Source organism: Chryseobacterium arachidis (genome assembly GCF_900129245.1).
Lineage (GTDB): Bacteria > Bacteroidota > Bacteroidia > Flavobacteriales > Weeksellaceae > Chryseobacterium > Chryseobacterium arachidis.
Window position 1 is genome coordinate 604,665 of sequence record NZ_FQUT01000001.1, and the last position, 14,677, is coordinate 619,341.

Sequence of the window (14,677 nt, forward strand, 5' to 3'; positions counted from 1 at the left end):
TAATAAAAAATTCTGAAAATTAAATTCTGTCAACAGATATTTTTTAAGAATTAAAATCTGCGAAATCAGCATAATCTGCGAGATAAAAAATATTACTCATTATTTTCATTAAATTTTTTCTTCCTATTTCTCCATTTTCTCCAAATAAAAATAAAAACAGGTATTAATAAAAAGAAAGGCCAAAACGAGATGATACCCAAAAAGAAAGCTATAAAGCTATTCCAGCCTTCCGTAACGGAATCTCCAAAACGGCTTCCAAAACCGATTTTTGAAGTGGTTGAAGATCTTACTTTCTCCTTGTATAGACTTAAATTCAGCGTGCTGTAATTCACTCTGTCATCTATAAAGCGTAATCTTCCTTCCGATACATCAATTTCATCTTCCAGCTCACGTATATTTTCCTGAATTTCAAGCATATCTTTTGTGGTTTTCGCACTTTTCAGCATATCACGGTACTTTTCAAGATATATTTTTTTATTGGCTAATTTTATGGAAACGTCGGTATATTCTTCAGTTACATCATCGGAAGAAATATTTTTGGATAAAACGGAACCGACACCTTCTGAAAATGAATTCACCAAAGCGTCAAAATTTTTGTGCGGAACTCGGATCGTGATATCTAAATTGTCGTCCGTATCTGTATTTTGAAACTCTTCTTTTTGAATATAAGCCTGGTTGTTTTTAATAATGGAATTAATTTGATTCTGAGCTTTCCTAATATCTCCAACCTGAATTCTCATATTACCATTCTTGATGATTTTCTTTGAAATAATGGTTGTATCTGTAGAATTAGATTCATTTTTAGAAGCTGTTTCGGCAACAGAGCTGGGAGGAATGGGGGATGCAGATTTTGCTGCGTCAAGAGCAATTGCTTTATCTTCCTGAACAACATCCACTAAACTGGAGTTTACAGCCTGTGTTTCCCCCTTTTTACAATTAATAAGAATGAAACAGAATAATGGTAAAAGTATTTTTTTCATGAATAAAAGTTTGAGGAATCTTATCAAAAACTGTGCTTAAAATTTATATATGATGATATATATTTAATAATTGTCAAAATTTATTATGAAATTTATGATTTGTTGTAGCAAGTAATGCTTAAAATTATTTTATATTTTTATTGAATGAAAAAGAGTCTTTTAGCTATTGTATTTTCTCCGTTTGTAATGTTTGCCCAGGAAACTCCGAAGCTTACCGATGAAATAGCGATTAAATTATCCGAAAAACCGCTTCACTGTATAAGTCAGGAATATCCGAATAAAACGGCGCATATTATTAATAATTCGGGAGAAGTTCCTTTAAGCCCTAAAGATCTTCACCCCAGTTTTTACGGCTGTTTCGATTGGCACAGCTCCGTTCATGGGCATTGGATGTTGGTTCGTTTACTAAAGACAAAATCTGATTTATCCATTACAAAAGACATTGAGGCTGTTCTTGACAATTCATTTAAAGAAGAAAATCTGCAGACGGAGGCAGATTATTTTACAAAATATCAGTTAACCGGAACATTTGAAAGAACGTATGGCTGGGCGTGGCTGCTGAAACTCGATGAAGAGCTCGCAACCTGGAATCATCCGAAAGCAAAAATATGGCATCAGAACTTAAAGCCTTTAACAGATAAAATCTTAAATTCCTGGAAAACTTATTTACCTAAGCAAACGTACCCAAACAGAACCGGAGTTCATCCCACCACTGCTTTTGCGATGGTTTTTGCCTTAGATTGGGCGAGAGCAACAGGCGACAAAGCTTTTGAAAATCAATTAATCGAAAAGGCGAAATATTTTTATTTAAACAATACAAAAACACCGGCTTATCTGGAACCCGACGGCTCGGATTTCTTTTCGCCAAGTCTTGAGATTGCGGATCTGATGCGAAGAGTTTTACCACAAAAAGAATTCATTAGCTGGCTGAATAATTTCTACGAAAAAAGAAGCTTAGAGAATATTGAGAAAATTCCTGTGGTTAGTGATTTGTCTGATTATCAAACCGTTCATTTGGTGGGATTGTCCTTCACCAAAGCATGGTGCATGAAAGGAATTGCAAAATCTCTTCCTGATAATCACCCTTTGAAGAAAGAATTCCAGAAAACGGCAACTGTGTTTTTGAATAACGGGCTTCCTTTATTATTTCAGGGGAATTACGGAGGAGATCATTGGCTGGCAAGTTTTGCGGTCTACGCCTTAGAAGATTAAAAAAAGCTGGAAGATGGAGGCTAGAGGTTTTTGCACGTCGTACAAACTTCCTTCTTCCCGCATCTAGCTTCCGACCTTAAAATAAATGTTTAATACTTGATTCCCAGTTTTTTAAGAATAAAACTTAAAAGCCAGATGGGACCGACCAGAAGAAATTGCAGGTCTTTCAGAAAAGATGGTTTTTTGCCTTCAATTTTGTGTCCCACGAATTGTAAAATCCATGTGATAATGAAAACGCCAAGATAAACCATCCATGAGTTTCCTTCAAAACGAATGTTAATTCCGTAGGCAAAGCTTTCCATGATCGTCATAATAATCAACATAATTATACTGATAAGGAAAGAAAGTCTTAGATAAAACAGAGTTACCAGAGCCATCGCTATTAAACTTACATAACTGATTTCGCCGATATACCTAAATCCGATTAATCCGGACGGAATAAGAGAAATAAACCCTAAAATTGTCCAGAAAATCAATGGTACACAAATCCAGTGTATCAGTTTGTTGGTGGAGTTTCTGTGGCTTTCGGCATACTCAGCGAATAGCAAATCTATCTTTCTCATAGCAAGATTTTGGAAAATACTAAAATAATAAATTTTTGTAATCGCTGAAGAGATTGCTTACATTTGTGCTATGTCTGCCTTAGAAAAATTCGGAGTTGAAATTTTTACACAGCACAATATTTTCGAGAGAATTGCTGTCGATAAGCCGTTTCGTCCTGATAATCCGGCGTTTATTTTTGTAAAAACAGGGAAGATAAAACTCAAACAGCACTTCCGGGATCTTGAATTGTCTGCCAATATGTTTATGGTAACAGATCCGCAGACAGTGTACGAAATGGTCTCCGTTACAGACGATTTCCAATCCAGGATGGTTTCTTACAAAAGAGAATTTATCTCAGCTTTATCTTTAAAATTCAATAGATTAATTACCTATCGCTACTTTAGGCAACAGATGAATATCGGAGTGCCTTTTGAGCCCGACGAAATGGAGGTGGTATGGAAAAGCGTTAATTTCTTAAAATATATTCTTGATTCTGAGGCTGAAATGACCTATAAAAAAGAGGTGGTGGAGCATCTGTTTTCTGTTTTTTGTTATCAGATGGCAGGGATTATTTCTAAAGAGGATTATAATTCGATGAGCCATATGTCAAGACAGGAAGAAATCGTTTTTGTTTTTCTTAATGATCTTGCTGAAAATTACCATAACGAACGTACCGTAGAGTTCTATTCCGAAAGACAGTCTATTACAACAAGACATTTATCATCCGTCCTTAAAGAAGTGACGGGAATGTCTGCAAGCCAGATGATCGCTCTGATTGTGTTAAATGAGGCAAAAGTACTCTTAAATTCTTCTAATAAGCCAGTATCAGAGATTTCTTCAATATTGGGATTTAGTGATCAATACTCATTTTCTCATTTTTTTAAGAAACATTTAGGCGAAAGTCCTACACAGTACAGAAATCAGTTTGAAAGTTGAAATCTTACATTTGAACATCTTTTTCCTGTTCTCAAACATTTGATTGATTTTGATACTGCCATAACTTTGTACCTGTAAAACAAGGTAAAATGGTAAAGAACATAAAAACAGCACTATCACTCGTGATAGCATTATTTCCTGCGCTGTTTTTTTCACAAGAAATAAAACAGTTGACAGCGAACGAGGTTGCCGAACTTGCACTGCAAAATCATCAGCAGCTGAAAGTGTCGGCACAGAATATCGATATTGCAAAGCAGAACACAGAAGTGGTAAAACTTCAGAAACTTCCTACTATTACAGCATCTACGAGCCAGTTCTATCTGGGGAATTCAGTGGCTATCGATAAAGATTTTTCCAATTCTACAACAATCCCGATGCCACATTACGGAAGTTCTTATGCGGTGCAGGCTACTCAGCTGATCTTTAAAGGTGGATTGGTTAACAAGTCGATCGAAATGGCGGGACTTCGCGAACAGCTTTCAAATTTAGATCTGGAAAAGAATAAGCAGGATGTGAAATTTTTGGTGATTTCTAATTATCTGGATGTCTATAAAATTTTAAATCAAGAAGAAGTTTTTCAGAATAACAAAAAGCTGGCTCAGGAGCGGTTAAAAAATATCCAGAAATTCTATCAGCAGGGAATGGTTACCCGAAATGAAGTGATTCGTGGGGAATTGGCCATTAAAAACCTGGATCAGGGAATTCTAACTTTAGCAAATAATAAAAAAATTCTTAATTATAACCTAAGCATTGCTTTAGGGCTGCCGACAGATACAGAGATTATTCCGATTGAAAGTCTTGATGTTAAAGATTCCGGCATTGGCATGGATTATTATATCAATCTTGCGCACGACAGTAATCCTTTAATCAAATCTGCCAAAACAAATATCGATGTGGCTGATAAAAATATCGAAATTATAAAGACAGATAAAATGCCTACAGTAGCAGGTTTCGGAGGATATACCCTACAAAGACCGATTACCAACAGAAATCCCGTAATCGATATGTATGGAGGCGGATGGCAGACCGGTGTTTCTTTAAGCTATAATATCGATAACCTTTTTAAAACAAAAGAAAGAGTAAAATTAGGCGTGCTGCAGAAAAATCAGGCGCATGATGCGATGACTCTTACTCAGCAAAATATTGATATGTCTGTAAATGCAGCTTATGTAAAATACCAGGAATCTATACAGCAGGCAGATATCATGAATGATGCTAAAAGATTAGCCGAAGAAAACTATAAGATTACCGAAGCTAAATATCTGAACCAATTGGCAGTACAGGCGGAAATGATTGATGCGCAGAACCAGAAACTGCAATCGGAGCTGGATTACGCCAACGCAGAAATCAATGTGCTGTACCAATATTATAATCTTCTGAAATCTACGGGAACTCTTTAATCTTTAAAACTCAAAACAATGGAAAACAAGGAACAAAATACTCAAAATACACAGCAGACACCTGCAAATACAGGAGGAGCGGCAAACAAAAAAGAAAGAAAGAAAAATAAAATAAAAGCAGTTGTTTCCAACATCGTGGTATTTGCCATTATCGGTTTCGGATTATACTGGCTGATAACCCAATATTTTCATATTGGTGACAAAACGTATACGGAAGCGGCGCAGGTCGAGGAATTTATAAATCCGATTAATACAAGAGTTTCTGCTTATATTAAAGATATAAAGTTCATAGAGCATCAAAAGGTCAAAAAAGGAGATACACTGGTAATTCTGGATGACAGGGAGATTTTAACGCAGATAGGACAGGCAGAAGCGGCCTATCAGAATGCACTGGCACAAAGAGTGGCGACGAGCTCATCCGTAAACACGGTTTCCAACAACGTTAACGTTATGGAATCCAATATTGCAGGCGCAAAAGCCAGACTGTGGAATGCTGAGCAGAATTTAAACAGGTATAAAAACTTATTGACTTCAGAAGCGGTAACAAGACAGCAGTATGATCAGGTAAAAACTGAGTATGATGCCCAGAAAGCAGCTTATGAAACTTTGGTTAACCAAAAACAATCTGCCAGCCTTTCCACCACAGAGGTAAAAAGTAAATTCGGGATTATTGATGCTGAAATTAAAAGAACAAAATCTGCTTTGGATATGGCGAAAATTAATCTTTCATACACCGTCATCACGGCGCCTTATGACGGAGTGATGGGAAGAAGAACCATTTCCGAAGGTCAGTTGATCCAACCGGGACAGCAGGTTGCCACCATTGTTTTAAATAATCAGAAATGGGTAACCGCCAACTTCCTTGAAAGCCAGATGCCGAATATCAGAATCGGAGAGAAAATGATGATGACTGCTGATGCATTGGGGGGACAGAAATTTGAAGGAGTCGTAACAGCTGTTTCCGCAGCTACAGGCTCAAGATACTCCAATGTTCCAACGGATAACTCTACCGGAAACTTTATCAAGGTTCAGCAGAGAATTCCTGTGAGAATCGAGTTTACAGCTTCCAATAAAAAAGAAGATGTAGACAAGCTAAGCGCAGGGATGAATATTAATGTAACAGTAGAAAGTAAGAAATAAAAGTAAAAAGAGCCTTGTGAAAAGTACAAAGTGATATAAACTTAATCTTTAGCTTTTGACTCGGCTTCATTAAAATCTACAACAATGTATAACAAAGGACTATTTCATAATTGGGTACCCAAACCGGTTCAGTTGCTGTTGATCATTTTATTAATGATCGTGGTGATGCCGCTTGGTGGTGTGTATACCGGAAATGTCAGCTATATGACGGGTGGTACCGGGGTACTTTCTGAATATTTTATTTTCGCCAATTATGCAACAACAATCGGAATGGGTGCTGCGATGCCGATTGTTTTAAGATTAAAGATGAGATTTAAGATCCGTCACAAAGTAACTTTTGCTTTGGTTCTGTTAGGAATACTGAATTATATCAATGCCACAACTATGGATCCTGCGGTGATTATCGGAAGCTCTTTGGTATTGGGATTTTTAAAAATGGTAGTGGCGATAGAATTGTTCCTTCCGGTAATGGCAATGATTGGCAACCGGGGAATGTTTTATGGTGTATTTTATGCATTTATCCTGATCATGAATCAGGTAGTGGGATATTATGCTGTTGAGATTTCCATATTATACAACTGGCAGCACTTCTTCATTATCATTTCTATTTTATGTTTTGTACTGGCATTGATCCAATGGATTTTTATGCACGATCAGTATTTTGCCCTGAGGGTTCCGCTATATTATATCGATTGGCTGAGTATTCTGTTTTTCGTTTCCATGTTTATGTTTTCGGCGTATGTATTGGCTTTCGGAAAGCAGCAGGATTGGATTCATTCAACCAAAATTATCAATGCGAGCATTGCCGCTTTTGTAAGTTTTGCCCTTTTGGTAACCCGGCAGACTCATTTGAAAAGACCGTATTTATCCTTCAAAATCTTTTCGAAAAGCAATGTGCTTCATGGGATTTTCATGTTGCTTTGCCTGGGAATGTTTATGGCAACAGCTTCCCTGCAAAACATTTTTGCAGTTGGCGTGTTGGGATATGATCAGCTAACCAATGCAAAATTAAACCTGTTGATGGTTCCCGGGATTATTTTAGCTGGAGCGGTGGCCGTTTATTGGTTCAAAAAAGATAAACCTTTAAAAATGCTTATATTTTCAGGTTTTTCGGGGATGTTGGGGTATGCGATTATCATGTATTTCTCAATGGTGCTGGAGTTCAGCTATGAAAGCTGGTACTTGCCGATGTTCCTGAAAGGTTACGGAATGACAGTCCTGTTTGTATCGGTATGGTATTATACCCTGGATAAATTGGAATTAAACGATATGCTTCCCGCCATAGGGCTCTTTATCGTATGGAGAACTTTCCTTACGGTAGGGATATTTTCGGCATTATTTTCATGGTTTCAGTATCATTTTCAGGTGGTAAGTTTAGGAGATATGGCAGTGTATATGGATGGTGTAACGATATCATCACAGAGTATAGCTGCCAATATGAAAACCATTCAGCTTAATGCAATAATTGCTTCCAATAAAAAGATCTTCGGATATATTGTTTTGTCAGGTTTTGCGATTTTAGCTTATATTCTTACCCATCATTTCGGGAAAGAAAGGTTCCAGTATGTACGATATATAAGGTTGTTGGCAGGAAAATCTGTGATCGGCAGAAGAAGAATGAGAGAGCAGAAGCAATTGGCAGAAGATATACAGGATGTCGCGGGTACTGCATTGTAAAGAAACCTTGTTTTATTTACCGGCAAAGTTCTGTTTTTATTGTAAAGCAGGACTTTGCGTTTTTTGTGGGTAAATTCTGATAGGTTTAAAATAGCCGTTTTTAAAAGCCTTTGTTTAAAAATTCGGTTCAAACCTCTATCTTTGCAGCTTTAATTACACTATGAAAGACTTAATGGGCCATGCCATTTGGGACTACTTCCACAACGAAAATCCCGAAGATCTACAGACTGAAACTTCAATTTCCGAGCTGGATGAACTTCCGGTGGATTATCTTTTCCGTGATTTCGAAGGCATGAATGATATTGAACAAAAAGCATTGAAATTATCTCAAGGAAAAACCTTGGATATCGGAGCAGGAGCCGGTTCACATTCTTTGTATCTTCAGAATGAAAGGAATCTGGACGTAACAGCCTTGGATATTTCACCGAAATCTATTGAGGTATGTAAACTGAGAGGAATTAAAAAAGCCGTTGCGGAAAATATGCTTCATTTTTCAGGAGAAACTTTCGACACGATTCTGATGTTAATGAACGGAACAGGGATATTCCAGAGCCTTACGGTAATTGATATTTATCTGAAAAAACTGCATTCATTATTAAATGATAATGGTCAGATCCTGATCGACAGTACTGATATTTTATACATGTTCGATAAAGATGAGGATGGCGGTGTTTATATTCCGGCAGAAGGGTATTATGGCGAACTGGATTACATTGTTCATTACAAAGGAGAATCCGAAGATCCAATTAAATGGCTGTATCTGGATTTTAATACCCTGAAAAATGCTGCGGAAAATAACGGTTTCAAAATTGAAAAGGTATTGCAGGATGATGATGCTTATCTGGCAAAACTGACAAAGAAATAAAGATGAGGAATGCAGGATTAATTCATTCCTAAGTATATCATAAATAAAACCGCGGCATTATTCATGTAGCGGTTTCTTTATCTTAACAAGACTTCATAAATAACTAAAAATTTTTCAACAGACTGAAAACCGATATAATTGGATAAGCTGAAAACCAATGCTGAAAATTTAAATACATAAAAATTATCATAATCATTGCTAAAATAACAGGAAGAACTAAAGATTTTGAACGATAGGGAAGTTTTGGAGGCATCATTGTCACGGAAATCACCAATAATATGATGGCTCCCAAGGCAATGATTCCCATTTCAGGGCTGTATCGTGAGCTTGTATTAATATCAAAAAAAGATTGAAGAATATAATTCTGAACAAAGAAAAATCCAAATCCAATCAGCAAGGTAAATATCGCAGGGATATATTTCTTTACGGTAATAAAGTTTAAAAATAATAAAGCAGATCCCGGAATGGTACTGAATAATAAGCTGATGATGAGAATGGTTGTTAGGGAATGTAATTTTACGGTATCGGGATCTTCGGTGATATGATCTTTCCAGACTTCTTTTTCTTCATTCTGCCTGTTTTCTTCTTCTTGTTTTTTATCCTGAATAAGATTTTGAACTGAAACTTTATCCTGATCATTAAAATAGCGTCCTCTTTCCTGAAGAATTTCAAAAGCAGCTTCTACTGCTTCAGGAGTAAAGCGATTTCCGAAAATCAGATATTTTTCCAGCTCAGAGTCAGAGAGTTTTCTTAATACGTTTTTTTTCACCATAATAAAAAAATGGGCACAGAATGCCCATTTTGTATAAAGATATTAATAAATATTATCCGATTTCAATTCCGTTCTCCACATTGCTGTCATCAGGAGTTACGAAAGATAATTTTCCGTCTGGTTTTGTCGTCAGCAACAACATTCCCTGAGATTCAATGCCTCTGATTTTTCTTGGAGCAAGATTTAATAAAATCATTACCTGCTTTCCGATTACTTCTTCCGGAGTGAAACTTTCTGCAATCCCAGAAACCACAGTTCTTACGTCAACACCTGTATCAACGGTTAGTTTTAATAATTTATCAGCTTTTTCTACTTTCTCAGCCTCAGTAATCGTTGCTGTTCTCAAGTCGATTTTCGTAAAATCATCAAAAGTGATTTCGTCTTTCATAGGGTTGGCGTTAGGGTTTGTTTTTTTATTATTTTGTTTGGTATCTTCCAGTTTCTGGATTTGAGCTTCGATGACGTCGTCTTCAATTTTTGAGAAAAGAAGAGATGCTTCATTGATTTTATGACCTGTTTCAATTAGAACAGATTTCGTCTCAACATCATTCCAATCCGATTTCTGAACATTAAACATATTAAGCAATTTCTCTGAACTGAAAGGCAAGAATGGTTCACACAGCTGAGCCAAAGCAACTGAAATCTGAGCTCCGACAAATAAAGAATGTGCAGCTTTTTCAGGATTATCTTTAATAGTTTTCCAAGGCTCTTCTGTCTGAAGATACTGGTTCCCAAAACGAGCTAAATTCATTAAAGCTGTTAAAGAATTTCTAAATTCATAGTTTTCCAAGAAGCCTGAAATTTCTTTTGCAGCTTTGTTTATTTCAGCTAATTCAGGCGCATTTACATCACCTTGAGGAACGATTCCATCATAATATTTATGAATCAAAACCGCAACTCTATTGATAAAGTTCCCGAAAATCCCAACCAATTCAGAATTATTCTTCGTCTGGAAATCCTTCCATGTAAAATTGTTATCCTTAGTTTCCGGAGCAGATGAAAGTAGAGCATATCTTAAAACGTCCTGTTGTCCAGGGAAATCTTCTACATATTCATGCGCCCAGACCGCCCAGTTTCTTGAAGTTGAAATTTTATCGTTTTCAAGATTCAAAAATTCAAAAGCAGGAACGTTTTTCGGCATAATGAAATCGCCGTGAGCCTTCATCATTGCAGGGAAAATAATACAGTGGAATACAATATTATCCTTTCCAATGAAATGAACTAAATCACTTCCTTCACTTTGCCAGTAATCTTTCCAGTCTTTTCCGTTTTTCGCAGCCCATTCTTTGGTGAAAGAAATATATCCGATCGGTGCATCAAACCATACGTAAAGTACTTTTCCTTCAGCATTCGGAAGCGGAACGGGAACGCCCCAGTTCAAATCTCTGGTCATGGCACGAGGTTTCAAACCATCATTTAACCAGGATTTTACCTGTCCGTAAACATTCGGTTTCCAGTCGTCTTTATGACCTTCGATAATCCATTCGTTTAAGAAATCTTCATATTCATTTAGCGGTAAATACCAGTTTTTAGTCTCTTTTAAAATCGGAACATTGCCGCTCAACATTGATTTTGGATTAATCAATTCTGAAGGCGAAAGGGTGGAACCACATCTTTCACATTGGTCACCATAAGCATTTTCATTGCCACAATTCGGGCAAGTTCCCACAATATATCGGTCTGCTAAGAATTCTCCAGCCTGCTCGTCAAAATACTGCTCAGACATTTCTTCTGTAAATTTCCCTTTTTCATAAAGAACCTTAAAGAAATCCTGACTTGTTTCGCGGTGATTCGCTGAGGTTGTTCTTGAATATTCATCAAAAGAAATTCCCAGATCTGAGAACGATTTTTTGATGATTTCGTGGTATTTATCAACAATATCCTGTGGTGTAACCCCTTCTTTTTTAGCTCTTATGGTAATAGGAATTCCATGCTCATCCGACCCGCAGATAAACGCTACATCTTTTCCTAATCTTCTCTGAAATCTTGCATAAACATCCGCAGGAATATAAACACCCGCCAAATGCCCTATATGAACCGGTCCGTTTGCGTAAGGCAAAGCTGCCGTAATCATTTTTCTGTTTGACATTTATAGTAAAGTTTTGAAGCACAAAGATAGGGATAATCCTCGAAAGTTGGAAAATTAGTGTTTTCCGAAGCCTATAAAGCATTTTTTGGAGCGTAAATATTTTATTTAGTTAAACAATTGTTTAACTTTTTGCTGATATCATCTCTATGTTATGTAATGCATATTTTAATGCAATAGTTTGTAATTCAATTTTTTAAATAAAAAATTACGATTAATGTACACAATTTTAACCTAATTTTAATTAAAATTAACATAATTATTAATTTTTTTTAAATTGCGGCATATGGTGTAACACCATAATCTTGAGAAAACGAAACTATATAAAAACGATATTGTGAAAAATTTTACAACAGTATTAAAAATTGCGCCTGCATTTTTATTGGCAAGTACGATAATTCATGCGCAGACAAATGACTCTTTGAAAGAGAAAAAAATAGAGGAAGTTGTTTTAATTGGGTATGGAGCTAAGAAGAAGTCGGATTTAACCGGTTCTGTAACCGCTATTTCTGCTAAAGACTTTAATGAAGGAAGTATTAATTCTCCTGAGCAGTTAATCCAAGGTAAAGCTTCCGGTATCCAGATTACAAATAACAGTGGTGCTCCCGGAGCAGGATCAACAATTAGAATTAGAGGAGGGGCTTCTTTAAATGCTAGTAATGATCCATTAATTGTGATTGATGGTGTACCTGTAGATGCAACAGGAATAAGTGGCGCTGCTAATCCTTTGGCTTTAATTAACCCAAATGATATCGAAAGCTTCAATATTTTAAAAGATGCTTCTGCGACTGCTATTTACGGTAGCCGAGCCTCTAATGGTGTAATAATTATTACAACTAAAAAAGGCACTTCAGGACGTGTAAAACTAAATTATACAACTACAACTTCTATCTATGAGAAAATGGGCAATATTAAAATGTTGTCGACCAACCAATTCAGAGATGTTGTAATGAGCCAAGCAGAGCCTGCTTTCCAACAATTATTAGGAAACTCTAATACAAACTGGCAAAATGAAATTTATCAGACGGCATTAGGGTTTGATAATTCAGTATCTCTTTCAGGAGGTGTAAAAAATCTTCCTTATCGATTATCTTTAGGTTATTTGAATCAGGATGGAATCATTAAGACTAATAATATTGAAAGAACTACAGTTTCATTAAATTTGAATCCTAAATTTTTCGATAAACACCTTGAAATTAATTTTAATGTAAAAGGCACCTATGTTGAAAACAGATTTAAAGATGATGGGGCGATAGGGGCTGCAGTTGTATTTGATCCTACCAAGCCTGTTTACGATCCTAGTTTCACAAAATATGGTGGTTACTGGGAATGGCTGCAAGCTAATGGAGACCCCAATACCAACGCTACTAAGAATCCTGTTTCTATGTTGAACCAAAGATTTGATCTTTCTTATGTTAGAAGAGTTTTAGGAAATATTCAGTTTGATTATAAGTTTCATTTCTTGCCTGAATTAAGAGCTAATTTGAATTTAGGCTACGACTATAGTGATTCTAATGGAAATACAACAGTTCTTCCTTCTGCTGCTATGAATTATTATGAAAAAGGAACTTATCGAAGATATACTCAGGAGAAGAAAAATAAACTTTTAGATTTTTATTTAAATTATCTTAAGACAGTTGAATCTCTTAAATCTACTTTTGATTTGACATTAGGATATTCTTACCAGGACTGGCAGAGGTCTGAACCTTTTGCACCAACAATTTATGGAACCGGACTTAGCAATCCGAAAAGCGGAAGAGATATTTTTACTCAGAATACCATTCTTTCTTATTTTGGACGATTTAATTATACATTCAATAATAAATATCTTTTAACGGCAACTTTAAGAAGAGATGCTTCTTCCAGATTTAGCGAAGATAATAGAGTGGGTTATTTCCCTTCAGTAGCACTCGCCTGGAAAATTGACCAGGAAAACTTCCTTAAAGGCTCAAAAGTACTTTCAAGTTTAAAATTAAGAGCAGGTTGGGGACAAACAGGTCAGCAGGATATTCAAAATAATGACTATCCTTATCTTGCAAGATATGTGGTATCAGATGCGGGAGCAACCTATCAGATAGGTGATGATTTTTATAATACATTAAGAGCCCAGGGGTATGATAAAAACATAAAGTGGGAAACAACAACAACTAAGAATATAGGATTAGATTTCGGTTTTTTAAAAGACAGAATTAGTGGTTCTATCGAAGTTTACGAAAAAGAATCAAAAGATTTATTAAGTATTGTACCAGTTCCTGCAGGAGCAAATCTTACCAATCTGTTACTCACAAATATTGGTGATATGAGAAACAGAGGTATTGAAGCAAATGTTAATGTAAGAGCAATTGAGAAAGATAATTTCACTTGGGAATTTAACGTTAATGCAACACATTATAGATCTGAAATCACGAATCTTGCTTCCACAGAAGTTCTTACCGGTGGTATTGGGGGAGGAACGGGTACGATGATTCAGGTACATTCTCAGGGATACCAGCCTAATGCTTTTTATGTATATCAGCAGGTTTACGATAATGCAGGAAAACCTATAGAAGGCGCGTATGTAGACAGAAACGGAGATGGAGTTATTAACAACTCAGATTTATACAAATACAAATCGCCGGCACCAGATGTTTTATTAGGATTTTCTTCAAAATTTACATATAAAAATTTTGATTTAGGATTTACAATGAGAGCTAGTATTGGAAATTATGTTTATAATAATGTGGCTTCCCAATACGGTAACTTACAGGGAATAAAAAATAACGGATATCTCCAGAATATCCACACCAGTTATTTTGATACAGGTTTCAACAGAGCACAATATCAGTCAGATTATTACGTGGAAAATGCATCCTTTATTAGAATGGATAATATCAATTTAGGATATAATTTCGCAAGTTTTATCAGCAAGAATTCTAAAATAAGAGTATTCGGATCTGTTCAGAACGCCTTTGTGATTACAAAATACAGTGGTTTGGATCCTGAAGTTTTTAATGGGATAGATAATAATTTATATCAGAGACCAAGAATCTATTCTTTAGGACTTAATTTTCAATTTTAATTAAACTA

At 35.9% G+C, this 14,677-nt stretch carries 11 protein-coding genes; 7 read left to right on the forward strand and 4 right to left on the reverse strand.

Annotated elements, in window-relative coordinates; all coding sequences use genetic code 11:
• Positions 1 to 92 precede the first annotated feature (92 nt).
• The gene (locus BUA89_RS02715) at positions 93 to 980 is read right to left on the reverse strand and encodes a DUF4349 domain-containing protein (protein WP_072953083.1); all 888 of its coding nucleotides are present in this window, start codon (positions 978 to 980) and stop codon (positions 93 to 95) included.
• Between the two features lie 144 nt (positions 981 to 1,124).
• Here BUA89_RS02715 and BUA89_RS02720 point away from each other — a divergent pair, with 144 nt between their 5' ends.
• A complete protein-coding gene (locus BUA89_RS02720) occupies positions 1,125 to 2,192 on the forward strand; it encodes a DUF2891 domain-containing protein (RefSeq protein WP_072953084.1) in 1,068 nt (355 codons plus the stop codon).
• Positions 2,193 to 2,281: 89 nt separating this feature from the next.
• Here BUA89_RS02720 and BUA89_RS02725 read toward each other — a convergent pair whose 3' ends face one another.
• Positions 2,282 to 2,755 (reverse strand): Mpo1 family 2-hydroxy fatty acid dioxygenase, encoded by a 474-nt coding sequence (locus BUA89_RS02725; protein ID WP_072953085.1) that lies wholly within the window; start codon positions 2,753 to 2,755, stop codon positions 2,282 to 2,284.
• Between the two features lie 70 nt (positions 2,756 to 2,825).
• Between BUA89_RS02725 and BUA89_RS02730 the strand changes: the two genes are divergently transcribed.
• The 5 genes from BUA89_RS02730 (at position 2,826) to BUA89_RS02750 (ending at position 8,753) form a co-directional block, all read left to right on the forward strand.
• Positions 2,826 to 3,671: a helix-turn-helix domain-containing protein gene (locus BUA89_RS02730; protein WP_072953086.1), complete on the forward strand. Its 846-nt coding sequence runs from the start codon at positions 2,826 to 2,828 to the stop codon at positions 3,669 to 3,671.
• Positions 3,672 to 3,760: 89 nt separating this feature from the next.
• Complete coding sequence (locus BUA89_RS02735) at positions 3,761 to 5,071, forward strand: TolC family protein (protein ID WP_072953087.1); 1,311 nt, start codon at positions 3,761 to 3,763, stop codon at positions 5,069 to 5,071.
• Positions 5,072 to 5,089: 18 nt separating this feature from the next.
• Positions 5,090 to 6,211, forward strand: a complete 1,122-nt coding sequence (locus BUA89_RS02740) for an HlyD family secretion protein (protein WP_072953088.1) — start codon at positions 5,090 to 5,092, stop codon at positions 6,209 to 6,211.
• 84 nt (positions 6,212 to 6,295) lie between these two features.
• Entirely contained in the window at positions 6,296 to 7,888 is a 1,593-nt protein-coding gene (locus tag BUA89_RS02745) for an MFS transporter (RefSeq protein WP_072953089.1), read from the forward strand.
• Between the two features lie 160 nt (positions 7,889 to 8,048).
• Complete coding sequence (locus BUA89_RS02750; RefSeq protein ID WP_072953090.1) at positions 8,049 to 8,753, forward strand: class I SAM-dependent methyltransferase; 705 nt, start codon at positions 8,049 to 8,051, stop codon at positions 8,751 to 8,753.
• Between the two features lie 103 nt (positions 8,754 to 8,856).
• Here BUA89_RS02750 and BUA89_RS02755 read toward each other — a convergent pair whose 3' ends face one another.
• A complete protein-coding gene (locus tag BUA89_RS02755) occupies positions 8,857 to 9,525 on the reverse strand; it encodes a hypothetical protein (RefSeq protein WP_072953091.1) in 669 nt (222 codons plus the stop codon).
• A gap of 52 nt (positions 9,526 to 9,577) precedes the next feature.
• On the reverse strand, positions 9,578 to 11,614 hold the full coding sequence (gene metG / locus BUA89_RS02760) for a methionine--tRNA ligase (RefSeq protein WP_072953092.1): 2,037 nt from the start codon (positions 11,612 to 11,614) through the stop codon (positions 9,578 to 9,580).
• 334 nt (positions 11,615 to 11,948) lie between these two features.
• Here metG and BUA89_RS02765 point away from each other — a divergent pair, with 334 nt between their 5' ends.
• Entirely contained in the window at positions 11,949 to 14,669 is a 2,721-nt protein-coding gene (locus BUA89_RS02765) for a SusC/RagA family TonB-linked outer membrane protein (RefSeq protein ID WP_072953093.1), read from the forward strand.
• Positions 14,670 to 14,677: the final 8 nt, after the last annotated feature.